Below are 22051 nucleotides of genomic sequence, written 5' to 3'. Positions count from 1 at the left end.
GGAAAAAATGAAAAAGAAATTATTAGCTGGAATCGCGCTATCTTTAGCATTATTATTGACCATTACTGGTTGTAAAACGAATAATGAAAGCAGTAGTAACAATGAGCCAGCTGAAACAACGGAAATTAAAAATTTCGAAGATGCTGTTGAGCAGGCCAAAGGAAAAACAGTTACTTTCTATGGATACGGTGGGGATGAAAAAGCCAATGCATGGGTAGATGAAGTGGTGACCCCTGCCATGAAGGAAAAATATGATGTTACTGTAAAACGAGTGGCGATGAGTGCAGAAGATTTCATGAATAAAATGGTCACCGAAAAAGAGGCAGGCACAAAAAAAGGTGATATGGATGTTTTGTGGATTAATGGTGAAAATTTCTACACGGCTAAACAAGCCGATCTTTTATTCGGCCCGATTCAGGACAAAGTGGAGAGCTTTGAAAAATTAATGGACACAGAAGGGCACAATTCAAATTATGATTTTGGTGTGCCGATTGATGGATTGGAAGTTCCCTATGGTTCTGCGCAATTAGTTTTTGGTGGGAACACCAATGATTTTTCCGATGGTTTCCCGACGAGTTCAGAAGCTTTGTTAGCATATGCTAAAGATAATCCTGGAAAAATTACTTATACAGCGTTACCTGAATTTACCGGCAGTGCTTTTGTTAGAAATATTATTTGTGACATTATCGGCTATGATGCGTTGGAAGCAGCTCCTGCTGATAAAGATAAGTTGTATGAAGTAATTAAACCGGGTTTAGATTATTTGAACGAGCTTAAACCTTATTTATGGCAAGAAGGGAAAACTTATCCTGCGACAACGGCTGAATTAAATGAAATGTTTGCGTCAGGCCAAGTTTCAATGACTTATAGCTACTCACAAATGCATGTTGCTGAAAAAATTGCCGACGGTGAGTTTCCAGAAACAACTGATGCTTTCTTATTTGATAAAGGTACGATTGCAAATGAAAGCTATTTAGCCATTCCTGAAACAGCACCGCAAAAAGCAGCAGCGATTGTTTTAATTAATGAAATGACGAGCGAATCTGCTCAACTAGAAAAAGCAACAGCCAAGTATGGATACTCGATTCCACCATTCGATGAAACAAAATTGTCAGAAAATGCCAAAGCAACATTAAATAGTTTGTATGAAGAGCCAGGAGCTTTATCATTGGCAGAATTAAATGAAAAACAAATTCCTGAAGTACAAGCCGAAAAAATTCCAATCATCGAAGAATTATGGAAAGAACATGTCTTAAATGAATAAGAAATCAATTTTTTTAATTGTTCCTTTTTTACTTTTAAACAGCGTTGTTATTATAGCAGCGCTGTTTAAAGCTATTCAGGTAAGTTTTGGTTATTATCCAGTGGTGGGGATGACAACTTGGACGACTGAATATTTTCAACAAGTACTCACTAGTCAATATTTTCAAAGCTCTATTTTTTATAGTTTATATTTGGCTATCACCGCTACCGTATTTTCAATTGTGTTCGGTTTAGCATTAGCATTTATAATAATGAAATCAAAGTCTAGATGGTTCCAAAAAATACTGCAGATACCAATAGCAATGCCTCATCTAATTGTGACCTTAATGGTAATGCAAATGATTAGTCAATCAGGAATCATTTCACGGATTTTTTTTCAAATAGGTGTGATTTCTGATATTAATCAATTTCCGCTGTTGATTCATGATCAAGGAGGCTTTGGTATTTTATTAGTATTTCTATATAAAGAAATTCCTTATGTCGCAGTTGCAACTTTAGCAATTTTAAAACAAATGCAATTTGGTTATTTAGAAGTTGCGAAAAATTTAGGTGCTTCCCCGCGACAAGCTTTTTTTAAAGTGACTTTGCCGTTGATTCAACCAACCTTAGCAACACTTTATATTATCTTATTTTGTTTTGTTTTTGCTTCGTTTGAAGTACCCTACTTATTAGGTAGTCCGCGTCACGAAACAATCGCAGTGACCGCCTATCAATTATTTAACCAAGTTGATTTGACGACGCGTCCTCAAGCCTTTGCTTTAAATTTAATCATGTCTGCCATTTGCTTGTTGGTTTCATTTTTAACTTTATTGGTCAGTCGCCTTTTACCAGGAGGTCATGGAGGTGGTCTGAATGAAGAATAGTATAAAATTTATAGTTGGTTTTATTATTATCTTGCCAGTGGCTGTTTTAGTTTTATGGGCGCTGGGTAAGGATTGGTTGTACCCACAAATTGTTCCTGCTGAGTTTAGTTTAAAATTTATCCAGCAAATGGTTAAGGATCCGAACTTTATAGCTGCTTTATTAAATAGTGTTTATATTGCTTTTGCAGCAACTTTTTTGACTTTAATTATCGCACTGCCGGCTGCTAAGTTTTTAGCTTTTCAACATTTTTTACCTCGCCGTTTTGTCGAACTAATTATATATCTGGCACTGATTTTACCAGGGATTGCTATTATCACATCTAGTCAAACAGTTTTCTTACAATTACGACTAACTGGAACTTTTACGGGGCTTATTTTAATACATAGCTATTTCATGTTGCCTTATGCCTTACAAATATTGCTGGAAAGTTATCGCAAAATGGGCTTTGGTTATAGTGAAACGGCAAAAGTTTTAGGCGCAACGAACTGGCAAACGTTTACTTCGGTGACGTTTCCCCTACTCAAACCGGGGATCTTAGCGGCTGGTAATTTAATTTATTTTGTTTCTTTTAGTCAGTATTTACCGACATTTTTTATTGGCGGTGGCAGAATCATTACTTTACCAATGCTATTATTGCCTTATGCAAATAACGGTCGTTTCGGAATAGCTTCTAGTTATAGTCTATTATTTTTAGTAGTCTCTTTAATCGCAGTTGGTTTAATAAAAAAAGGTATTGGAGGGAAAAAAGATGGGCTTACAACTTAAAAATATCGACCTCCAGTATGGGAAGCAATCAGTTTTAAAAAATATCTCCTTCACCATTAATGAAGGGGAAATTGTCACTCTCTTTGGGCCTTCTGGTGTTGGTAAAACTAGTTTACTGAAAATGATCGCAGGCATTCAGCCAGCAGCTGCTGGTGAAATAATATTTGATGGGTTTAAACAAGAGGAAGTTCTTTTAGTTTTTCAAGATTTTTGGTTGTTTCCTCATATGACGGTGTTGGAAAATATTGCTTTTGGTTTAAAGGTTCGCCGTAAGGATAAGCAAGTGATTGCTGAGAAAGTGGCAGAGATGCTTCAGATTTTTGATTTAAAAGAGTTGGCAAAACAATACCCTAGCCAACTTTCAGGCGGACAAAAACAACGAGTAGCATTGGCACGCGCCTTAATTTTAGCACCGCGATTATTGTTATTAGATGAACCTTTTTCAAACTTAGATAGTCATTTACGTTTAAAGATGCGCGAGTACTTGCTGAAACTGCAAAAAGAATTTCAATTTAGCGTATTACTAGTTACTCATGATCAAGAAGAAGCTTTTTTATTATCGGACAAAATGGTGATCTTATTGGATCAGGAAGTGCAACAAATTGCCTCACCAAAAGAAATATATTATCAGCCAAAAAATAAAAAAGTAGCTAATTTTATCGGTGAGATGAACTATTTATCTGGAATGATTGATGGCAATATTTTTCAAATTGGTGATCAAGAGATTTTGTTGAAAAATGAAGCAAAAATAAAAGGAATCAGCGAAATTTTAATTCCTTATGCTAGCCAAGTTGATCTTGTTGAAGTTGGTGTTGAAGCAACTGTCGGAAAAGTATTCTGGCGACCAAATGGCTATCAAGTTACGTTCAGTGTAGCAGGACAATCGTTGATTTTGAATAATTTATCTGTGGAATTAAAAGCTGGACAAACAGTTTATTTAGAATTTCCTAGAGAGTTGCAGGTCATAGCCTTATGATGATTTCCATTATTATGCCGATCTTAAACGAAGCAGAAAATTTAAAAAGAATATTGCCTCAATTAAAACAAATTAAAAGCAGTTTACCCTATGAGCTTATTATAGTGGACGGTGGCAGCCAAGATGGGTCGCAAGAGATTGCTGGGAAATATGGGACAGTTTATCATTTCCAAGAAAAAAATCGTGGCGCACAATTACGCTATGGAGTCAGCCAAGCAAAAGGAGAAATCTTGTGGTTTTTACATGCTGATAGTTGGTTTGAAGAGGATTTAACTAATCTGTTTGAAAAGATGGTTTCAATCTTAAAACAACCGAATGTCAGTGCTGGTTTTTTCCGAATTACTTTTAAAGGAAAAGGTTGGTTCTATCGGTATTTAGGTTTTTCTTCTCACCTGAGAGCCTTACATTTAGGTCTAATTTTTGGCGATCAAGGAATGTTTATTAGTCGAGAAATTTATCATCAAGTAGGTGGCTTTGAAGCGATTCCTCTAATGGAAGATTTTGATTTAAGTCGCAAGCTAGCAAAAATTGGGAAATTTGTTCCGCTTGGTTTAAGGATTTTTTCTTCAGATCGCCGCTTTGAAGGACAAAAATTTCGTGTTCACGTTAAGATGCATTGGTATCAATGGCAATATCTACATGGAAAAACCCCTGAAGAATTAGTAAAAAAGTACTATAAGGAGTAAAAATGATTGAAAAAATAGCGGACTACTTAAAACAAAAAAAGCTACTTAATCGGTTAAAATTACAAGATGATTTTACAGTCACATTTTTAGCACAAGGAGAATACAATCAAAACTTTCTCATTTCAGATGGTCAAAGAAAATATGTGTTTCGATTGAATTATGGCAGTCAATTACAATTAACTAATCAAATTAGCTATGAATATCAAGCGTTAGAATGGTTAGAAAAATCTCAACGGACACCTAAGGTTTATTATGTGGATGATCAGCGACAAGATTTTTCACAAGGCTTATTAATTATGGCTTTTTTAGAGGGAGAACCATTAGATTATCGTAAAGATTTATTGACAGCAGCTGATATTTTTAGTGATATCCATCAATTAGCAATTGATACGACGGCAGAAAAGTATTTCGTCACCGAAAAGGAAAATATACTAGCTGCTCGAATTGAAGAATGCCAGGTTTTATTGAACCCCGTCTTTAAAAGCTCGGTAATCACTGAACGTGCAAAGCATCTTTTAGCCACAGCTTTGGAAGAAAATAAAAAAAATGTTCATCAACAGGATTTTTTTGATCAACAAAAATTATGGTCAGTTAATAACACAGAAGTTAATTCTCATAACTTTATTATTGGCGAAAAGGGTTATTTAATTGATTGGGAAAAACCAGTGATTAGTCATCCGGTACAAGATATCTCCCAATTTTTAGCCAGCACAACAACATTGTGGCGGAGTAATCTAAAACTGACTTTAACGGAAAAACAGGAGTTTTTAACTCGTTATCTAATGAGAACTTCTTTTGATCCAGCAGCCTTTTTTAAAGCGTTACAGATTTATCACCCTTATTTGATGTTACGGGCCTTATCTTGGTCGGCAATGGCGTATGATAATTATTTAACAGGCGACAAAGCGTTAAAAAATCAAGAGATCTTTGAAAAAGTCAGCCAATATTTAGAACCAGAATTCTTAGCAAAGGCATTGAGAGAAGATGTGCTAAAAGATGAATAAAAAAGCTTATATTTTATTTACCCGCATTCCCACGGTTGGAAAAGTGAAAACACGTTTAGCAAAAACGCTTGGCGACCAGTTTGCTACCGAAGTACAGGCGGTGATGTTAGAAGATTTGTACCAACACTTTTCTGATCTGTCTAAATCAGGAATTGATCTTTTTATTGCCTATTCTGATGAACAGGCACCGGAAGCTTTTCTAAAACAATTACCGCCAAGTAGTCATAGTTTCTTACAATCAGGAAAGACTATCGGCGAACGAATGTGGCGAGCGATGAATCATGTTTTTGCTTTAGGTTATGAAAAAGTTATTTTAACAGGTAGTGATTTACCAGAGCTTTCAAAAGAATTAATTGAACAAGCCTTTAAACAATTAAAAGAAGTTGTGATTGGCCCGTCAAAAGATGGAGGTTACTATTTAATAGGTAGCTGCCGTAATGTTGACTTAAAGCCTATTTTTTTAAGTGATTTACAGTGGGGAAGGAACTCAGTTTTAGCGGAAACCTTACTTTTATTGAAGAATTATCAAGTGAGTCAAGTGGAAGCTTTACAAGATATTGACGAAGAAAAAGATCTACGGGAAGTCAGCCGAAGTTTAAGTAAAGCTAGTCAATTGAAAAAATGGCTAGTTGAAAATGGAGAAAATAAATGAAAAAAATTATTCTAGACTGTGACAACACTTTTGGCATGGACCAGAAGGATGTAGATGATGGTTTGACTATTCTTTACCTATTAGGACAAAAAAATCTAAAGCTTTTAGGGGTAACATTAAGTCATGGCAATGGGAGTTATGCTGAAGTATTATCAGCTACTCAAAATTTTATTCAATTGCTTGAATTGAAAATAGATATTTATCCTGGCCATCAGCAAATTGAAAAAAATCAAGCTGCGCAATTTTTAGTGGATTCTGTGAATCATTCACCAAATGAAGTGACTATTTTAGCCATCGGTGCTCTAACTAATTTAGCGCAAGCTGCTACAATCGATCCAACTTTTTTTAGTAAAGTAAAAGAAATTGTTTTAATGGGCGGAATTACTCAAGATTTAATCATCTATGGACATCAGGTGAATGAATTAAATTTTTCAGTCGATGCAAAAAGTACTGACGTGGTTTTGCATGCTAAAACACCACTGACAATTATGAACGGCCATATGACAGCCGGTGCTTTCTTTTCTTTGACTGAAAAAAATCAGTTACTTGAAGAAATCGCACCATATACTAGTCAAGCTGCCCAAGAATGGCTAGCTGATACTATCTCAAGTTGGGTGAGTGTAAATCAATACTTTACTGGAGTTGCTGGCTTCTGTAACTGGGATATGACAACAGCGATTTATTTAAATCATCCTGAATTGTTTTCAACTGAAAGTTATTATTTAGCAGAAAACTTAACTGAGTTAACAAAAGGGAAATTAACCTTTGCTGAGCAATCTGATTATCCACTTGTTATGCCAGCAAAAATTTTAGATTTAAAACGGTTTAATCAATTGATGATTCGAGGAATTGTGAAGGGGTTAAAAAAAGAGGGATAAAATGAAAAAAATTCTACTGTTTATAGCAGCCTTAATAATTGTCGGTGTTTTGGCACAACAATTTGGTTGGGTGCATTTTTTAACTGATGTTCAAAGTTTACGGCAAGTGTTAGAGGATTTTGGTTGGTGGGGTTATCTCATTTTTATTTTATTATCAATATTAGTCGCGGTTTTTTTATTGCCGGGACAATTTTTGGCAATTGTCGGTGGATTGGTTTATGGTGGTTTTTTAGGGGGTGCCTTAACGGTTATAGGCGCTTCAATTGGTGCAACGATTTCTTTTATTTTAGGAAAATACATTGCTCGGGACTATGTGTTAAAAAAGTTTGGCAATAGTGAGACCTTTAAAAAAATTGAAAAGGGCGTGAAAGAAAATGGGGTTTCTTTTTTAATTTTTACTCGTTTGGTGCCAGTTTTTCCTTATGCGATTCAAAGCTACGCCTATGCGATGACTCCTATGACGGTAAAAAAATTTAGTCTCATTTCTTTTTTAACAATGTTACCAGCTAGTTTTATCTACGCCTTCATGGCATCAGAAATTGCTACAAAAGGTGTTTCTATTAAATTACTATTTGAATTTACGATTGCGGGTATATTATTGGCTTTACTGGCATATTTACCAAAAAAATTTAGTCATAAAATCAATCGTTTAACTAAAGAATACAAAAAAAACGATTAAAAGGTGGAGACTTTTATTTGCTAAAAATTTACGGTAGAATAAGGATGTTATCGGGAATGTTGTTATAGATGGTTAGGAGCGTTTAAGATGATCTCAGAAGCTATTGCTTTTCAAAAAAAATTTTCTTTAGCTGAAGGCAATCAATTTGAACAATATCAAATTTTGATGCCGAAGTTGAATGAAAGGGATTTATTAGTAAAAACGGTTGCGATTTCTATTACCCAAATTGATACGATCTTAAGAGAAAAAATCAAGGGACCAAATCGACCTTATGTTTTAGGTTTTGGCGGTGTCGGGGTGATTACTAGAAAAGGTAGCGAAGATATTCCTTTTAGCATTGGTGATCGAATTCTTTATGTCAACAAGGTAGGAAAATATGGGAGTTACAGTGATTTTCAGGTAATTGATAGTCGATCAGCGGTGAAATTACCAGAAGATTTTAGTAGCGAGGATGGCGCAGCTTTTTCTTACTGTTTTTTACTGGCTTACCATGCGTTATTCGATAAGTTTAATTTAATTTCAGAAAAAAACAAAAATCAAGGGAAGATGCTAATTGTAAATTCGTCAGGTGGTGTTGGATCGATTGCAATTCAGCTAGCAAAATGGGCCGGTTTAGAAGTAATCGCTGCAATTAATGAAAGTAACTCAAAAATTTGGATTGAAAAAATGGGTGCAAAAATTGTGATTAACCAACAAAATAATCTATCTAGCGAACTAAGAAAAGTTGAAGTCGATCACGTGGATTATGCACTACACATTAATACAGACAATAATAAAATTAAACAAACCTTTGATTATATGGGAGACAAGGGCGATTTAGTGGCAGTGACCGTCACGAAAGACAAAAAAAATCCTAAACCAGATGCTCAATTGAAAGTCATTAATGCTGAAGAATATTTTGATGAGTCAGCTAAAGAAGTTGAAAAAATAAGCGAAAATCAAAAGCATCTGCAATTTTTATTAGACTTGTGGGCACAAGAGGAAATTCAATCAATTATCACGGCACAAGTCAGTGAATTCACACCTAAAGTTATTTTTGGGGCACATAAATTAATCGAAACCAATCCCAATTTCAGACATATTGTGGTTTCTAACAAGTGAGAAAATAAAAACTTTCTCCTTTTTTAAGCTTGGAATGTTTTAAAAAAGGATAACTAACTGTTCAATAGGTTGATTTATTATAAATTGGCATTCAGAAATAATTTAGACATTTTAAGAGAAATATACTTTTAAAAATTAAAATGGTGCGACTAGTTGATTTAGACTAATCGCACCATTTTTTAGTTTCTAATTGAGTAATCGAAGGCTCCTAGGGCGGCTGTAGCACCAGACCCCATCGAGATAATAATTTGCTTGTAAGCACTGTCAGTGCAGTCACCTGCAGCAAAAACACCAGGAATATTTGTTGCTCCTTGTCTATCTACAATAATTTCCCCTCGAGAGTTTAAATTGACACTATCTGTTAACCATTCGGTATTTGGCATCAAACCAATTAAAATAAATACGCCAGCAACATTAATAGTGGTCTCTTTTTCGGTTGCTCGATCAACATAAGTCAAAGCTTCAACTTGATCGGTACCAGTAATTTCTTTAGTAGCCGCATTTAAGACTACTGTGACATTGGTTAAAGTTGCTAATTTTTTCTGTAAAACTTGGTCGGCTTTTAATTCAGGTAGAAATTCAATGACATAGACATGCTTAGCTAATCCAGCCAAATCAATGGCTGCTTCAATTCCTGAATTCCCGCCGCCAATTACAGCCACATCTTTTCCTTTAAATAAAGGACCATCACAATGAGGACAATAAGCAATCCCTTTATTTTTGAATTCTTTTTCACCAGGAACGTTGATACTACGCCAACGAGCTCCAGTTGCTAAGATAGCAGTCTTTGATTTTAAAACAGCACCGTTTTCTAATTCAACTTCAATCAGTTCGTTGCGGCGAATATCTTTTGCTCTTTGACCTTTCATAATATCAACTTCGTATTGATTAACATGTTCTTCTACTTGATGCATCAGTTGTGGTCCTTCTGTATAAGGTGTACCAATCATGTTTTCAATTCCTAAAGTTTCCAATACTTGTCCACCAAAATTGTCAACGACCATGCCAGTTTTAATTCCTTTTCTAGCAGCATAAATAGCTGCACTACCACCAGCTGGCCCACCACCGACAACTAAGACATCAAAAATATCTTTATTTTCAAATTGATCTGCAGATAAAGGACCAACAACTTTTTCAAGAATTTGTTCAATCGTCATGCGACCGCTGGAAAATTCTTCGCCGTTTAAGAAGACTGTTGGGACAGCCATCACCTTTTTCTGATCAACTTCGTCTTGATACATACTACCTTCAATCATGGTGTGAGAAATACGAGGATTTAAGACACTCATAATATTTAAAGCTTGAACGACATCTGGACAATTATGGCAAGTTAAACTGACATAAGTTTCGAAATGTGCCGATTTTGTCACTTCTTTTATCTTATCAATAATAGGTAATTCGACTTTAGGCGGTCGTCCACTAACTTGCAGTAGAGCCAAGATGAAAGAAGTAAATTCATGTCCCATTGGTAAACCGGCAAATGCGATGCCACTTTTACCGTCAGCAGGATTAATTTCGAAGCTAGGTGTTCGTTCCAAACTAACTTTTTCTAGTGTAATTTTATCAGATAGTTCAAGGACTTCATTTAAAAATTCAGCTACTTTTTTTGAATTGTCATCTTCAGCTAGACTGGCACTGAAAATAATATCAGTTTCCATCAATTCTAAATATTGTTTTAGTTGTGCTCTGGTTTCGTTATCTAACATTGCATACTCCTAAATTTTTCCGACTAAGTCAAAACTAGGTTTTAGCGTTTCGCCATCTTCTTTCCATTTAGCAGGGCAAACTTCGCCTGGATGAGAACGCACATACTGTCCAGCGCGGATTTTGTCTACTAGGATACTTGCGTCACGGCCGATACCATCTGCATTAATTTCAACAGCTTGAACAATACCGTCTGGATCAATGATAAAAGTTCCTCTTTGGGCTAAGCCTTGTTCTTCATCCAAAACATCGAAAGCACGAGCAATTTGATGGGAAGGATCACCAATCATTGTATATTTAATTTTTCCAATAGCATCTGAAGTGTCATGCCAAGCTTTGTGGGTAAAATGCGTATCAGTTGAGCATGAATAAACTTCTACTCCTAAGCCTTGTAAAGTATCATATTGTTCTTGTAAATCCTCTAATTCAGTTGGACAAACAAATGTAAAGTCAGCAGGATAAAAACATAAAACAGTCCATTTACCTTTAAAATCTTCATTTGTTACTTCACCAAATTCACCATTGTGATAAGTTTGGGCTTTAAATTCTGCGATTTCTTTTCCGATTAGTGACATGTAAATACCTCCGTGTTGTTATTGAGAAAATCTTCTCTAATTGAAAATGATTAATAAAAAAGATTGGGAAAACTAAATTAATTTTTCTCTCAATCTATAATTATTATAAACAAAAAAGAGTAATCATGTAAAGATATTTTTAAACAAAAAAATTGATGTCCGAAGACACCAATTGATTTATTCTCTAATTTGTCCATTCCCATAAATTATATATTTGGACGACGTTAAGGCCAATAAGCCCATTGGTCCTCTGGCGTGAAGTTTTTGCGTAGAGATCCCAATCTCAGCACCAAAACCAAACATAAAGCCGTCAGTGAAACGAGTAGAAGCATTGACGTAGACAGCAGCAGCGTCAACTTCATTTAAAAACCTTTGGCTGGCTTGATAACTGTCAGTCACAATTGCTTCAGAATGTTTTGTGTTGTAATGATTAATATGATTAATGGCTTCATCTAAAGATGAAACTACACGAATTGCTAAAATATAATCTAAAAATTCCGTCTGCCAATCTGCTTCAGTTGCAAGTTGTCCATCAGAAAAATATTGTAAGGCTGTCTCATCGGCATGAACTTCCACTGCATTTTTTTTCAATTCAACAGCTAACAATGGTAGAAAATCATCAGCAACTTCTGTATGAACTAAGATGGTTTCAATCGCATTGCAAACTGATGGACGTTGTGCCTTGGCATTAATCACGATTTGGACTGCCATTTCTAAATCAGCAGCGTGATCAACATAAACGTGATTATTTCCGGTACCAGTTTCGATTACTGGCACTGTTGCTGTTTGTTTTACTCGTTGAATCAGACGATCACTGCCACGAGGAATTAACACATCTAAATAATCTGTCAATTGCATCATTTGATTGGCAACTTCATGACTTGTATCTGAAACAAACTGAATGGCTTCTTTCGGTAAGTCACAAGCTAGCAATGTTTCTTGCAAAATATCGACTAAGGTTTGGTTAGAATAAAAAGCTTCCTTACCACCACGTAAAATGACACAATTACCTGTTTTAAAACATAAACTTGCCGCATCTGTTGTAACATTTGGGCGAGATTCAAAAATAATACCGATTACACCTAGAGCCACACGTTTTTGACCAATCGTTAAGCCCTCTGGTGTTTGCCACATTTTTTCGACTTCACCGATCGGGTCTGTCAAAGCCGCAACTTGTTCGATGCCAATCGCCATATCTTCAATCCGCTCTGCGGTTAACTTCAAACGGTCGATCATCGTTGGTCGAATGCCGTATTCAGGAGCTTTTTCCAAATCTTTTTGATTAGCTGCTAAAATCCGTGGAACATTATTGCGTAAAGATTCAGCCATTTTTAATAAAGCAGTATTTTTTTCAGGAGTTGATAAATTTCCTAGTTGTCGACTGACTTTTTGCGCTGCTTGACCTAAGTTGGTCATTAAATTACTCATGTGCATCCTCCTTAAATAACGTGCCCACTTCATTTCCAGCTAAAATATCAAAAATAATTCTAGGCGGTTTTCCATTAGCTAAAACCATAGCGCTTTGAGATTTTAAGATCCGTTCAGCGGCTTTTAGTTTGCTCACCATACCACCAGTACCAAAGGAGCTGACTGTGCCACCTGCTTTGGCCATCACTGCTTCGTCAATTTTATTGATACTTTTATATAGAACAGCTTTTTTATTTGTATAAGGGTTTGCTGAATAAAATCCATCAATATCTGACAACATGATTAATAAATCTGCTTCGATAATTTCAGCAACAATCGCAGATAATTGGTCGTTGTCACCAAATTTTGTACTGTGATCCATCTCGTCAACTGCGACAGTATCATTTTCATTAATTATTGGAATAATACTCATCTTTAAAAGTTCTTCCAATGTATTAATGACATTTTTGCGACTTTCGGGAAACTCGACAATATCTCTGGTCATTAAAACTTGCGCGGTTTGCTGATTGTAAGCAAAAAAGCGTTGATTGTAATAATGCATTAATTCAAATTGCCCAACAGCAGCAATTGCTTGTTGCGCTGGAATCTCACTTGGTCGTTTTGGTATTTGTAGTTTGTCTAAACCTACACCAATTGCTCCCGATGAGACTAAAATAATTTCTTTGTCTTGATTAGTTAAGTCGGTCAAAACAAAAGCTAATTGATCTATCCCAGAAAAATTTACTTTGCCATTAGGATGAATCAGAGAGCTGGTCCCAATTTTTATAACGATTCTTTTGACATCTTTTAAAAATGTTCTCATACTTTCACCTCAAAATTGTGCCACCAGTTTTAAGAGTGTGATTTTTATTGTACAGGATTTTAATTTAATTTTCACTACTTTGTTATTATTTTTTTAAAATTTATAGTCCTAACTAAGATGAACAGGTAAAATATAGGAAAAAAGAGGTGACCTATGGAAGCGAAAAAATTTTTAGAAATAATCCAACAGGGTCTGATTGTTTCTTGTCAGGCTTTGCCGGGAGAACCGTTATATACTGAAGCTGGCAATATTATGCCTTATTTGGCTTTAGCGGCAAAAGAAGCCGGAGCAGTGGGTATTCGTGCCAATTCAGGCAGAGATATTTTACAAATTAAAGAACTGGTCGATTTACCGATGATTGGAATTATAAAAAGAGATTATCCGCCAGAAGCACCATTTATCACAGCGACTATGGTGGAAGTAGATCAGTTAGTTGAAACCGGGGTTGAAGTAATTGCGCTAGATGCGACTTTACGTAAACGGCATGATGGAAAAACGATTCAACAATTTATTAAGGAAATCAAAACAAAATATCCACAGCAATTATTAATGGCAGATATTGATACTTTTGCAGCAGGCATGAACGCTTATCAAGCCGGTGTGGATTTTGTGGGGACAACTTTGGCTGGTTATACCGCGGAAACGACTGGGCAAAAAGGACCAGCGATTGAATTAATGCAACAGCTGATTGCAGAAAAGATTCCCGTCATTGCTGAGGGACAAATTCACACACCAGACGAGGCTAAGCAGATTCAAGCACTGGGAGTTGCTGGAATTGTCGTCGGTGGGGCGATCACACGACCAAAAGAAATCGCAAAAAGATTTATCGATGCATTAGAAAGTTAACAAAATAATTTTCAAATGGTTATAAAAGCGTTATCATAAACTTGTAGAAAATGAAAGGAGTTTCCATTTATGACCAATCCATTTAAAATTGCGATTTACTCTGACGGTGCCCAGTTAGAAAAGATGAAAGCCAGCTTAGCAACTGGTTTTGTTTCAGGATTCACAACGAATCCTTCACTAATGAAGGCAGCTGGTATTACTGATTATTGGGCATTTGCCAAAGAAGCGGTAGCAACATTTCCTGATTCTCCCTTATCTTTTGAAGTTTTTGCTGATGATTCAGCGACTATGAAGAAAGAAGCGTTGAAGTTAACTGAACTAGGTGAAAATGTTTTTGTAAAAATTCCGGTCTTGAATACAGCAGGAGAAAGTTCCGGCCCATTAATCAAAGAACTATCAGAAGCGGGTGTTCAATTAAATATTACAGCGATTACTACCACCGCACAAGTTAAGGATGCGGTTGAAAACTTTGCCGCAAATACAACTAATTTGGTGTCAATTTTTGTTGGTCGCTTAAATGATGTAGGGATTGATACAACTGCTTTTGTAAAAGAAAGCCGTAAACTATGTGATACTAAACCAGGTTCACTATTATTGTGGGCTTCTACTCGAGAAGTCTGGAATATTTTTGAAGCTGAAAAACAAGGCTGTGATATTATTACAGTGCCACCTGGAATTATTGATAAGCTGGCTAAACTTGGAACGACTGCGGAAGAAGTTGCCTTAGATACAGTCAAAACTTTCCAAAAAGATATTGATGATTTAGGCTTTTCAATTTTATAAAAAATAAGCAGATCGAATAATTTCGATCTGCTTATTTATTTACTGGACAGCTTTTCCTTTTTTATAAACTTTTTTTGCTTGTTGTAACACCGTAATATCTGTTAAAGGATTATTGTCTAAGATGATAAAATCGGCAAGCTTTCCAACTGCAATTGAGCCAGCATGATCATTTATTTTTAGTAAAGCGGCAGCGTTAATTGTCGCAGCCTGTAAAGCTTGTAAAGTTGTTAAGTGAGAATTAGCTACTAATAATTCTAACTCCTTAGATGATTGATTGTTGAAATTATTGTAGGCCGTTCCAGAATCAGTTCCTAGGACAATTTTTACGCCAGCTTGAGCTGCTTTTTCAATACTTTCAATATGGGCTGCTTGAATTTCTCGCGATTTTTTTATCATAAAATCTGGTAAATTAGTCGCGTATTTTTCCATTGACCAAGGTGCACTTAGGGTCGGTACTAGAAATGTATCATGTCTAAGTAATAGATCAATCGCTTCATCATCTAAATAAACGCCGTGTTCGATTGAATCTACCCCAGCTCGAATCGCATTTTTTATTCCTTCGTTTCCTTGGGCATGGGCGGCAGCAGTTTTTCCTTTATGGTGGGCTTCTTCAATGGCTGCTCGCATTTCTATTTCAGTCAGTTGAACATCTTCTGGCCGTTCGCCGCTGAATGAGACGCCACCAGTAGCCATTAATTTAATATTGTCGACGCCTTTTTTTAAAAGAATACGGGCATATTTTCTCGTTTCATCGGGACCATCCACTTCGTAACTACCCTTATATAAATGTCCGCCAGTCATTGCCAAAGACTTTCCTGAAGCAATGATTCCTGGAGCGTCGGTTAAGTCACCTTGTCTTTCTAACTTTGCTAATTCGATATCAATATCAAACGTTGAACCAACATCGCGAATATAAGTCACACCATCTCGTAAAATTTGGGAAAGGTTTCTGAGTGCCATAAAAGTCGAAGCGGCGGCAGTGGATTTATCTGCGCCTAATTTTGAAATTTTTTCATATGGATCAGCAACAATATGCGTATGGGCATTGATTAACCCCGGGATGACAAATTTTCCAGCTAAGTCTACTTCTGTGTCAAACTGAGGGGATGGTTCCGTCGATACGTGATAGAAGTTACCTGTTTTTTCATCAACAATGAAATTTGTCTTTTCAAAAGAATCGTTGTCACCAATAAAAACTTGGGCATTTTTGTATAAAGTTTTAGTCATAAGAGGACTCCATTCGTTAAATTTTAATCATATTATAATCTTTAAGAAGCCTGATGGGTAGTCTTTTTCTGCCAAATTTAATTTGCGATGGTGTTTGTGATTGGTTATACTAATCATTGAGAGCGTTTGCAAAAAAAAGGGGGGGAGGATATTATGCTGCGTCGATGACAAGTAAAAAACTTAGAGGCTCTAAGCAAAAAAATATCTTTCTTCCTAACTAGTCAGGTTTCTAGTGAGGTGGAAAACTAGAGGAGATTTGACTGATGAAATTAAAAACAGAATTGCCAGAGATCTTTGATGAATTTGGAGAAGCTCGTAAAAACGGTTTTATGGCAGTGAAAGAATTGAAAGAAACAGGTCAACCAGTGGTGGGTGTGTATTGTACCTTTATGCCAGAGGAATTGGTCTTAGCTAGCGGAGCGGTTCAAATAAGTTTGTGCTCTACTTCAGATGAAACAATTGGAGCAGCTGAAGAAGATTTACCACGAAATCTTTGTCCATTAATTAAATCTAGCTATGGTTTTGGCAAAACCGATAAATGTCCTTATTTTTATTTTTCAGACTTAGTTGTGGGGGAAACGACTTGTGATGGAAAGAAAAAAATGTATGAATACATGGCCGATTTTAAAGATACCTATTTGATGCAACTACCACACAATCGTGATAGCGATGCTAGCAAACAATTATGGTATTCAGAAATTAAAAGCTTCAAAGAAAAATTGGAAGATTTTTTTGGTGTAGAAATTACCGAAGAAAAAATTCATGAAGCAATTCTATTAAAAAACCGTGAGCGCAAAGCCAAACAAAATTTTTATCGTTTGGGTCAATTGAATCCACCTGCGATTACTGGAAGTGAAATCTTCCAAGTGATGTATGGTTCCCAGTATAAATTTGATAAAGAAGAAGTCATTGAAATGTTAGAAACAACGACTGCAAAAGTAAAAGAAAAATACGAAAACGGGGAAAGTTTAACTAAAAAGCCACGAATCCTAGTAACAGGTTCCCCAATGGGTGGAGTTACCGAAAAAGTGATTCGAGCGATTGAGGAAAATGGTGGTATTGTAGTGGGGTACGAAAATTGTACAGTGGCAAAAGCAGTTGAACGGCTAGTCGATGAAAATGAACAAGATGTTTACCAAGCCTTAACCGATAAATACATTAATATCGGCTGTGCATGCATGTCTAACAATCAGCCCCGTAAGGAATTATTGAGCCAAATGATTGATGATTACCAAGTAGATGGAGTGATCGATATGGTGCTCCAAAATTGCATTCCATTTTCTGTCGAATCATCTCGAATGAAACGCTACTTAAATGATGAAAAACAAACACCTTATCTTTATTTAGAAACAGATTATTCAACCTCTGATATCGAACAAATCAATACGCGGGTGACTGCTTTTATTGAGATGTTGGAAGAAGAGCAAGTATGGATATAATTGGTTTAGATTCTGGTTCGACAACGACAAAAGGTGTATTGTTTTCCGATCATCAATTAATTGATCAATATTTATTGCCTACCGCAGGAAACCCCAAAGCTGCGATGGCTGAAGTGGTAGCTTATTTGTCCGATAATCATGATTTAAAAGAATTTAAATTAGTGACAACTGGCTATGGCAGAAAATTAATTGACAGTGATTTAGCGGTGACTGAAATTACCTGTCATGGAAAAGGTGCTGAATATATCGCCCCTGGAGTGAAAGAAGTAATTGATATCGGTGGTCAGGATTGTAAAACCATTTCTTTGAATGGAAAAGGCTCAGTCGTAGAATTTAACATGAATGATCGCTGTGCTGCCGGAACTGGTCGTTTTGTTGAAGTAATGATGAGAACTTTAGGCGAGGAAATTACGATCATTGACCAGTTTGTTGAAAATGCGCAACCGGTAAAAATCAATAGCATGTGTACGGTTTTTGCTGAATCAGAAGTGATTGGTTTGATTGCAAAAGGTGAAGAACGAGAAGATATTGCCTTAGGTGTTTTGCATTCGATTGCTAAAAGAATTAGCAGTCAATATTCTAAATTACGACCAAAAATAGGTGAAGAAATTTTATTTACCGGAGGTTTGTCTCATAGTCGAGCATTTTCTGAAGTATTATCAGAATATGTTCATGCACCAGTAAACACCAATCCGTTATCCCAATATGCGGGAGCGATTGGTGCAGCTCAAATTGGTTTAAAAAAACTAAGTTAAAAAAGCGGGTCTTATAAAAAAGACCTGCTTTATTTTTGCCGAATTTGAATCAAAGCCATAGCAATCGCTGGCAAGTATAAAAAAATCAATGAGAGTCTTTGCCATAGACCATGTGTGGAGACTAAATACTTTCCAACAATCGGTAAATAGTAAGAAGCAAATAGAATTAAAGTAATGATTGCGCCAATCAAACAAATAATAAAAAATAATACTGGAAAAAGATTACCAATAATATATGCTCGTCCAGCTAAAATTAACGGAACAAGTAGCATCCCAATCATAGCAATAGCCGTAAAGCCTGCGTGAAGTAGATAAGTAGGGTTGCGAAAGTTTTCAGCAGCCGGATCTAATTGGATTAAGCTAGATAAAATACAATCACCAATGCCATAAAGAGCAATTGCAGCAGCTAAAATTTTGGCGAACAAACTAGATTCCAGACTGAAAAATTGATAGATACCAATACTAGATAAAACAAATAGACTACCTGTTATAATTGAACCGTGGTTAAATATCTGCTGTACTGGACTAGATTTTTCTCCTAGTTGACTAATCAGCATCGTTTTTTGATTAAATCCGGGATAAGCACTGCCCAATAAATAAGGTAAAGAAAAATCTCCTAGACAAGCCAGTAATAAAAAATAAGGGGATAAAGTTTTTAGTAGATGCATATGAACAGTCCTTTCCTAATTCATTTTACCTAAATTTATAGCAATTGAAAATAATAAAGTGATAGATTGACCAAGCGATCAAAGGAGCGTATCTTTTGAAATAAAGAGGAGTGAACAAAATGCCAGCAGTAATTGAACTAAATCAAATAAGCAAAAAATTTGGGAAATTTGAAGCATTGAAAGATGTGAGCTTTACTTTAAAACAAGGGGAAGTAATGGGCTTTATTGGACCTAATGGCGCTGGTAAATCTACCACTATTCGAATTTTATTAGGAATGTTAAAGAAAACTAGTGGTGAGGCGACTATTTTTGGTGAAGATGTCTGGCATGAAGATACTAAAATACATCAACGGATTGCTTATGTGCCTGGGGATGTCTATCTATGGCCAAACTTAACTGGTGGAGAAATCATTGATTTATTATTACGCCTAAACAATCAAGAACGGAATCAAAAAACGACCGAATTAATTGATCTTTTTCAGTTAGATCCTAAGAAAAAAGCCCGTTCTTATTCGAAAGGCAATCGTCAAAAAGTTGCTTTAATAGCAGCTTTATCCCAAGAAGCTGATTTATATATTTTTGATGAGCCCACTTCTGGATTGGATCCTTTGAATGAAAAAACTTTTCAAAATGAAGTAATGAAATTAAAAGCGGCGGGGAAAAGTATCTTGCTTTCCAGTCATATTTTGTCAGAAGTCGAAAAAATGTGTGACCACATTACGATTATTCGTGAAGGTGAAATTATTGAATCTGGAGATTTAGCCAGTATGCGACATTTAACTTTCTTACAAATTACGGTGGAAACAAAAGAAAGTCTGGCTGATTTGAAAGATTTTACAGGTGTAGAAAAAATTTCTATTAACGAAGATGACAGAAAAGCGGTGCTATCTGTTAATAATGATCAACTCAATTTAGTGTTAGCAGAATTAACTAAAAAAGAAATTATCACTATCACAACGGCACCACCTACATTAGAAGATTTATTCCTGCAGTATTATCGAAAAGCAGGTGAATCTGATGACTAATGGAAGTCACACGATTTATTTATTGAAAGCCAATATACGTCAAAACTTATTTAGACATCTATTGTGGTTGGTTATTTTAGTAGGGATGTTTGCGGCAATGGCTGGACAGTTTAATAATTTATTCGGGACGACAGCCGAAATAACAACAATTATGACGACTTTGAAAACACCCGCGCTGGTTAGTTTATTTGGTGAAGTAACAGCCACAAAACCTTATACCACTGCCGATGTTTTTTCTTCGGAAATGGTAATCTTTATGGGAATGTTTATGATATTCATGAATATTTCGCTAGCAGTCAGAAATACTCGAAGTCAGGAAGATTCTGGGTTGTTGGAAATGATTCGATCACGAAAGGTCGGCCGAGTTGCGCCAATTTATGCCACATTGATTGAAATACTTATAATAAACAGTTTGATGGGTGGTTTATTCATTTTAAGTTTAGCAGTTGGGAAATTAAATGGGGCGACAATTGCTGGTGATGTGTTGATGGGGGTTAGTTTTGCAGTTGTTGGTATTTTATTTGGTTGTATCAGTATTTTTTTAGCACAATTAACTAGTAGTAGTCGAGGAGCATATTTTTTTAGCTATGGTTTATTCGGTATTTTTTATTTACTGCGGATGCTGACTGATATGACAAACCCTAAATATACTTGGCTTTCACCAGTCGGCTGGATTCAAAAGACCGAAATTTATACTAATAATAATTGGCTACCAATTTTTGTGATGGTGTTTAGTAGTTTCATCTGTTTATTTGCTGGAATAAAAATTGCTAGTAGGAGAGATATTGGTAGTGGTATTTTTACACCTCATTCGGGTCGAAGTCAGGCTAGTTGGTTTTTAAATTCGCCTCTTCGGTTACTTTTAAAAATTGAACGAAATAGTATGCTTGGCTGGATGCTAGGGGGTCTTATTTTAGGAGCAGCTTATGGCTCGGTATTTAATTCCATTGGCGATATTATTGGAACGAATCCTACGTATAAAAAGATTTTAGGTGTTTCTGCAATCAATGATGCTAATCGGGATTTATTGCTTAATTATTTGAATATGTTGGCGTTGTTTTTCGTGGCAATTGCAGCAATCAGTGGTTTAATTGTGATATTTCGATTGAATAGTGATGAAAAAAAAGGCTATTTAGAAATTTTACATTCAAAAGCGATAAGTAAAACAAAATTAGCCAATAGTTATTTTTTAATCGGGATTGGATTGAGTAGTTGTGTCTTTATTTTAACTTTAAGTGGCGCTTTTTTTATTGGGAATGCCACCATATCTGAACCTTTAGCGCTTAAATATTTTTGGCAGATGTTAATCGGCTATTTACCAACAGTTTTATTTTTTATTGGAATTGGTATTTTCTTCTGTGGTGTAGCTCCTAAGTTATCATTGATTGCTTGGTTGTATCTATTAGCTGGTTTATTAGTGAAAATGTTTGGTCCATTATTAAATCTTTCAGAAAAATTTGAGAATTTCTCTCCTTTAGGTTGGATGGGGAAAATTCCAGTGGAAGAAGTTAATTATCCTTTAGCCGTTGGATTATTGGCGGCATTTCTAGTGATGATTACATTAAGCTTAATTGCTTATAATAAACGAGATGTGATTTAGATTTGCAATAAAAAGCAGTGGCAAAAGTAAGTATGCTTTTGCCACTGTTTTGTCGTTATAATAATAAAAATAAACTGTCCTCAAGCACTACACCAAAAAAAATTACCAGCGAGTCTACTAAAAGGACACCCATATTAGTGCCAAACATAATAGCTAGACGTTCTAGTTGGTCAATAATTTTTTTCTCTTTGAAATAGACTTTAAATAAATAAATATTTGCACCATACAAAATGATGGTCGCACAAATAATTCCCCAAATCATTTTAAATTCCTCCCAATTTCCTTCCTACTTATTGTACCTCTAAATACTCTTTTTTGGAAACGTTTCATC

The 22051-nt window shown here is 35.7% G+C and carries 23 protein-coding genes; 16 read left to right on the top strand and 7 right to left on the bottom strand.

The genetic code is table 11. The features are described from left to right. Positions 1–7: 7 nt before the first annotated feature. The 10 genes from ACVWNY_RS09520 to ACVWNY_RS09475 all read left to right on the top strand — a co-directional run bounded on the left by ACVWNY_RS09520 (position 8) and on the right by ACVWNY_RS09475 (position 8868). Positions 8–1264 (top strand): ABC transporter substrate-binding protein, encoded by a 1257-nt coding sequence (locus ACVWNY_RS09520; protein WP_218326840.1) that lies wholly within the window; start codon positions 8–10, stop codon positions 1262–1264. Further along, positions 1257–2126, top strand: a complete 870-nt coding sequence (locus ACVWNY_RS09515) for an ABC transporter permease (RefSeq protein WP_218326839.1) — start codon at positions 1257–1259, stop codon at positions 2124–2126. The genes ACVWNY_RS09520 and ACVWNY_RS09515 overlap by 8 nt, the downstream gene beginning before the upstream one ends. Beyond that, positions 2116–2892, top strand: a complete 777-nt coding sequence (locus ACVWNY_RS09510; RefSeq protein WP_218326838.1) for an ABC transporter permease — start codon at positions 2116–2118, stop codon at positions 2890–2892. Before ACVWNY_RS09515 ends, ACVWNY_RS09510 begins: the two co-directional genes overlap by 11 nt. Next, the gene (locus tag ACVWNY_RS09505; protein ID WP_218326837.1) at positions 2876–3868 is read left to right on the top strand and encodes an ABC transporter ATP-binding protein; all 993 of its coding nucleotides are present in this window, start codon (positions 2876–2878) and stop codon (positions 3866–3868) included. The genes ACVWNY_RS09510 and ACVWNY_RS09505 overlap by 17 nt, the downstream gene beginning before the upstream one ends. Next, a complete protein-coding gene (locus ACVWNY_RS09500) occupies positions 3865–4554 on the top strand; it encodes a TIGR04283 family arsenosugar biosynthesis glycosyltransferase (protein WP_246601524.1) in 690 nt (229 codons plus the stop codon). The genes ACVWNY_RS09505 and ACVWNY_RS09500 overlap by 4 nt, the downstream gene beginning before the upstream one ends. Before the next feature lie 2 nt (positions 4555–4556). After that, on the top strand, positions 4557–5558 hold the full coding sequence (locus ACVWNY_RS09495; protein ID WP_218326836.1) for a phosphotransferase family protein: 1002 nt from the start codon (positions 4557–4559) through the stop codon (positions 5556–5558). Beyond that, complete coding sequence (locus tag ACVWNY_RS09490) at positions 5551–6210, top strand: TIGR04282 family arsenosugar biosynthesis glycosyltransferase (protein ID WP_218326835.1); 660 nt, start codon at positions 5551–5553, stop codon at positions 6208–6210. Before ACVWNY_RS09495 ends, ACVWNY_RS09490 begins: the two co-directional genes overlap by 8 nt. Then, complete coding sequence (locus tag ACVWNY_RS09485; protein ID WP_454071296.1) at positions 6207–7088, top strand: nucleoside hydrolase; 882 nt, start codon at positions 6207–6209, stop codon at positions 7086–7088. Before ACVWNY_RS09490 ends, ACVWNY_RS09485 begins: the two co-directional genes overlap by 4 nt. 1 nt (position 7089) lies before the next feature. Continuing rightward, the gene (locus ACVWNY_RS09480) at positions 7090–7767 is read left to right on the top strand and encodes a TVP38/TMEM64 family protein (protein WP_218326833.1); all 678 of its coding nucleotides are present in this window, start codon (positions 7090–7092) and stop codon (positions 7765–7767) included. Between the two features lie 87 nt (positions 7768–7854). Next, positions 7855–8868 (top strand): zinc-binding dehydrogenase, encoded by a 1014-nt coding sequence (locus tag ACVWNY_RS09475; protein WP_454071295.1) that lies wholly within the window; start codon positions 7855–7857, stop codon positions 8866–8868. A 179-nt stretch (positions 8869–9047) separates the two neighbouring features. On the opposite strand, the gene ahpF is transcribed toward ACVWNY_RS09475, so the two are convergent. The 4 genes from ahpF to proB all read right to left on the bottom strand — a co-directional run bounded on the left by ahpF (position 9048) and on the right by proB (position 13377). After that, a complete protein-coding gene (ahpF, locus tag ACVWNY_RS09470; protein WP_454071294.1) occupies positions 9048–10574 on the bottom strand; it encodes an alkyl hydroperoxide reductase subunit F in 1527 nt (508 codons plus the stop codon). Between the two features lie 9 nt (positions 10575–10583). Beyond that, positions 10584–11147: an alkyl hydroperoxide reductase subunit C gene (ahpC, locus tag ACVWNY_RS09465; RefSeq protein ID WP_218326830.1), complete on the bottom strand. Its 564-nt coding sequence runs from the start codon at positions 11145–11147 to the stop codon at positions 10584–10586. 177 nt (positions 11148–11324) lie between these two features. Further along, complete coding sequence (locus tag ACVWNY_RS09460) at positions 11325–12575, bottom strand: glutamate-5-semialdehyde dehydrogenase (RefSeq protein WP_438719658.1); 1251 nt, start codon at positions 12573–12575, stop codon at positions 11325–11327. Next, positions 12568–13377, bottom strand: a complete 810-nt coding sequence (proB, locus tag ACVWNY_RS09455; protein ID WP_454071293.1) for a glutamate 5-kinase — start codon at positions 13375–13377, stop codon at positions 12568–12570. The genes ACVWNY_RS09460 and proB overlap by 8 nt, the downstream gene beginning before the upstream one ends. Before the next feature lie 153 nt (positions 13378–13530). On the opposite strand from proB, the gene ACVWNY_RS09450 reads away from it, so the two are divergent. Together ACVWNY_RS09450 and ACVWNY_RS09445 are read left to right on the top strand one after the other, a co-directional pair. Next, complete coding sequence (locus ACVWNY_RS09450; protein ID WP_218326827.1) at positions 13531–14223, top strand: N-acetylmannosamine-6-phosphate 2-epimerase; 693 nt, start codon at positions 13531–13533, stop codon at positions 14221–14223. A 69-nt stretch (positions 14224–14292) separates the two neighbouring features. Further along, positions 14293–15006 (top strand): transaldolase, encoded by a 714-nt coding sequence (locus ACVWNY_RS09445; protein WP_454071292.1) that lies wholly within the window; start codon positions 14293–14295, stop codon positions 15004–15006. Positions 15007–15045: 39 nt separating this feature from the next. Here ACVWNY_RS09445 and ACVWNY_RS09440 read toward each other — a convergent pair whose 3' ends face one another. Then, positions 15046–16233, bottom strand: coding sequence for a metal-dependent hydrolase family protein (locus ACVWNY_RS09440; RefSeq protein ID WP_438719661.1), 1188 nt, complete (start codon positions 16231–16233; stop codon positions 15046–15048). Between the two features lie 263 nt (positions 16234–16496). On the opposite strand from ACVWNY_RS09440, the gene ACVWNY_RS09435 reads away from it, so the two are divergent. Further along, positions 16497–17672: a double-cubane-cluster-containing anaerobic reductase gene (locus ACVWNY_RS09435; RefSeq protein ID WP_438719662.1), complete on the top strand. Its 1176-nt coding sequence runs from the start codon at positions 16497–16499 to the stop codon at positions 17670–17672. Beyond that, on the top strand, positions 17663–18427 hold the full coding sequence (locus ACVWNY_RS09430; protein WP_438719663.1) for an acyl-CoA dehydratase activase: 765 nt from the start codon (positions 17663–17665) through the stop codon (positions 18425–18427). Before ACVWNY_RS09435 ends, ACVWNY_RS09430 begins: the two co-directional genes overlap by 10 nt. A gap of 29 nt (positions 18428–18456) precedes the next feature. Here ACVWNY_RS09430 and ACVWNY_RS09425 read toward each other — a convergent pair whose 3' ends face one another. Beyond that, positions 18457–19095, bottom strand: a complete 639-nt coding sequence (locus ACVWNY_RS09425) for a DUF998 domain-containing protein (RefSeq protein WP_454071291.1) — start codon at positions 19093–19095, stop codon at positions 18457–18459. Positions 19096–19214: 119 nt separating this feature from the next. Between ACVWNY_RS09425 and ACVWNY_RS09420 the strand changes: the two genes are divergently transcribed. Both ACVWNY_RS09420 and ACVWNY_RS09415 read left to right on the top strand, forming a co-directional pair. Next, a complete protein-coding gene (locus ACVWNY_RS09420; protein WP_454071290.1) occupies positions 19215–20120 on the top strand; it encodes an ABC transporter ATP-binding protein in 906 nt (301 codons plus the stop codon). Further along, positions 20113–21720, top strand: coding sequence for an ABC transporter permease (locus ACVWNY_RS09415; protein WP_454071289.1), 1608 nt, complete (start codon positions 20113–20115; stop codon positions 21718–21720). Before ACVWNY_RS09420 ends, ACVWNY_RS09415 begins: the two co-directional genes overlap by 8 nt. Positions 21721–21775: 55 nt before the next feature. Here the strand turns inward: ACVWNY_RS09415 and ACVWNY_RS09410 are convergent, their stop codons facing one another. Continuing rightward, entirely contained in the window at positions 21776–21982 is a 207-nt protein-coding gene (locus ACVWNY_RS09410) for a hypothetical protein (RefSeq protein ID WP_218326819.1), read from the bottom strand. Positions 21983–22051: the final 69 nt, after the last annotated feature.

The sequence above is a fragment of the Enterococcus sp. JNUCC 77 genome (assembly GCF_054819945.1).
Note: the sequence above shows the minus strand (reverse complement) of the source record. Positions and strands in the feature narration are given on the sequence as shown.

Excerpts from the sequence above, each read along its gene's own strand:
- ACVWNY_RS09520 (WP_218326840.1), top strand. The coding sequence starts at position 8 with ATGAAAAAGAAATTATTAGCTGGAATCGCGCTATCTTTAGCATTATTA.
- ACVWNY_RS09515 (WP_218326839.1), top strand. The coding sequence starts at position 1,257 with ATGAATAAGAAATCAATTTTTTTAATTGTTCCTTTTTTACTTTTAAAC.
- ACVWNY_RS09510 (WP_218326838.1), top strand. The coding sequence starts at position 2,116 with ATGAAGAATAGTATAAAATTTATAGTTGGTTTTATTATTATCTTGCCA.
- ACVWNY_RS09505 (WP_218326837.1), top strand. The coding sequence starts at position 2,876 with ATGGGCTTACAACTTAAAAATATCGACCTCCAGTATGGGAAGCAATCA.
- ACVWNY_RS09500 (WP_246601524.1), top strand. The coding sequence starts at position 3,865 with ATGATGATTTCCATTATTATGCCGATCTTAAACGAAGCAGAAAATTTA.
- ACVWNY_RS09495 (WP_218326836.1), top strand. The coding sequence starts at position 4,557 with ATGATTGAAAAAATAGCGGACTACTTAAAACAAAAAAAGCTACTTAAT.
- ACVWNY_RS09490 (WP_218326835.1), top strand. The coding sequence starts at position 5,551 with ATGAATAAAAAAGCTTATATTTTATTTACCCGCATTCCCACGGTTGGA.
- ACVWNY_RS09485 (WP_454071296.1), top strand. The coding sequence starts at position 6,207 with ATGAAAAAAATTATTCTAGACTGTGACAACACTTTTGGCATGGACCAG.
- ACVWNY_RS09480 (WP_218326833.1), top strand. The coding sequence starts at position 7,090 with ATGAAAAAAATTCTACTGTTTATAGCAGCCTTAATAATTGTCGGTGTT.
- ACVWNY_RS09475 (WP_454071295.1), top strand. The coding sequence starts at position 7,855 with ATGATCTCAGAAGCTATTGCTTTTCAAAAAAAATTTTCTTTAGCTGAA.
- ahpF (WP_454071294.1), bottom strand. The coding sequence starts at position 10,574 with ATGTTAGATAACGAAACCAGAGCACAACTAAAACAATATTTAGAATTG.
- ahpC (WP_218326830.1), bottom strand. The coding sequence starts at position 11,147 with ATGTCACTAATCGGAAAAGAAATCGCAGAATTTAAAGCCCAAACTTAT.
- ACVWNY_RS09460 (WP_438719658.1), bottom strand. The coding sequence starts at position 12,575 with ATGAGTAATTTAATGACCAACTTAGGTCAAGCAGCGCAAAAAGTCAGT.
- proB (WP_454071293.1), bottom strand. The coding sequence starts at position 13,377 with ATGAGAACATTTTTAAAAGATGTCAAAAGAATCGTTATAAAAATTGGG.
- ACVWNY_RS09450 (WP_218326827.1), top strand. The coding sequence starts at position 13,531 with ATGGAAGCGAAAAAATTTTTAGAAATAATCCAACAGGGTCTGATTGTT.
- ACVWNY_RS09445 (WP_454071292.1), top strand. The coding sequence starts at position 14,293 with ATGACCAATCCATTTAAAATTGCGATTTACTCTGACGGTGCCCAGTTA.
- ACVWNY_RS09440 (WP_438719661.1), bottom strand. The coding sequence starts at position 16,233 with ATGACTAAAACTTTATACAAAAATGCCCAAGTTTTTATTGGTGACAAC.
- ACVWNY_RS09435 (WP_438719662.1), top strand. The coding sequence starts at position 16,497 with ATGAAATTAAAAACAGAATTGCCAGAGATCTTTGATGAATTTGGAGAA.
- ACVWNY_RS09430 (WP_438719663.1), top strand. The coding sequence starts at position 17,663 with ATGGATATAATTGGTTTAGATTCTGGTTCGACAACGACAAAAGGTGTA.
- ACVWNY_RS09425 (WP_454071291.1), bottom strand. The coding sequence starts at position 19,095 with ATGCATCTACTAAAAACTTTATCCCCTTATTTTTTATTACTGGCTTGT.
- ACVWNY_RS09420 (WP_454071290.1), top strand. The coding sequence starts at position 19,215 with ATGCCAGCAGTAATTGAACTAAATCAAATAAGCAAAAAATTTGGGAAA.
- ACVWNY_RS09415 (WP_454071289.1), top strand. The coding sequence starts at position 20,113 with ATGACTAATGGAAGTCACACGATTTATTTATTGAAAGCCAATATACGT.
- ACVWNY_RS09410 (WP_218326819.1), bottom strand. The coding sequence starts at position 21,982 with ATGATTTGGGGAATTATTTGTGCGACCATCATTTTGTATGGTGCAAAT.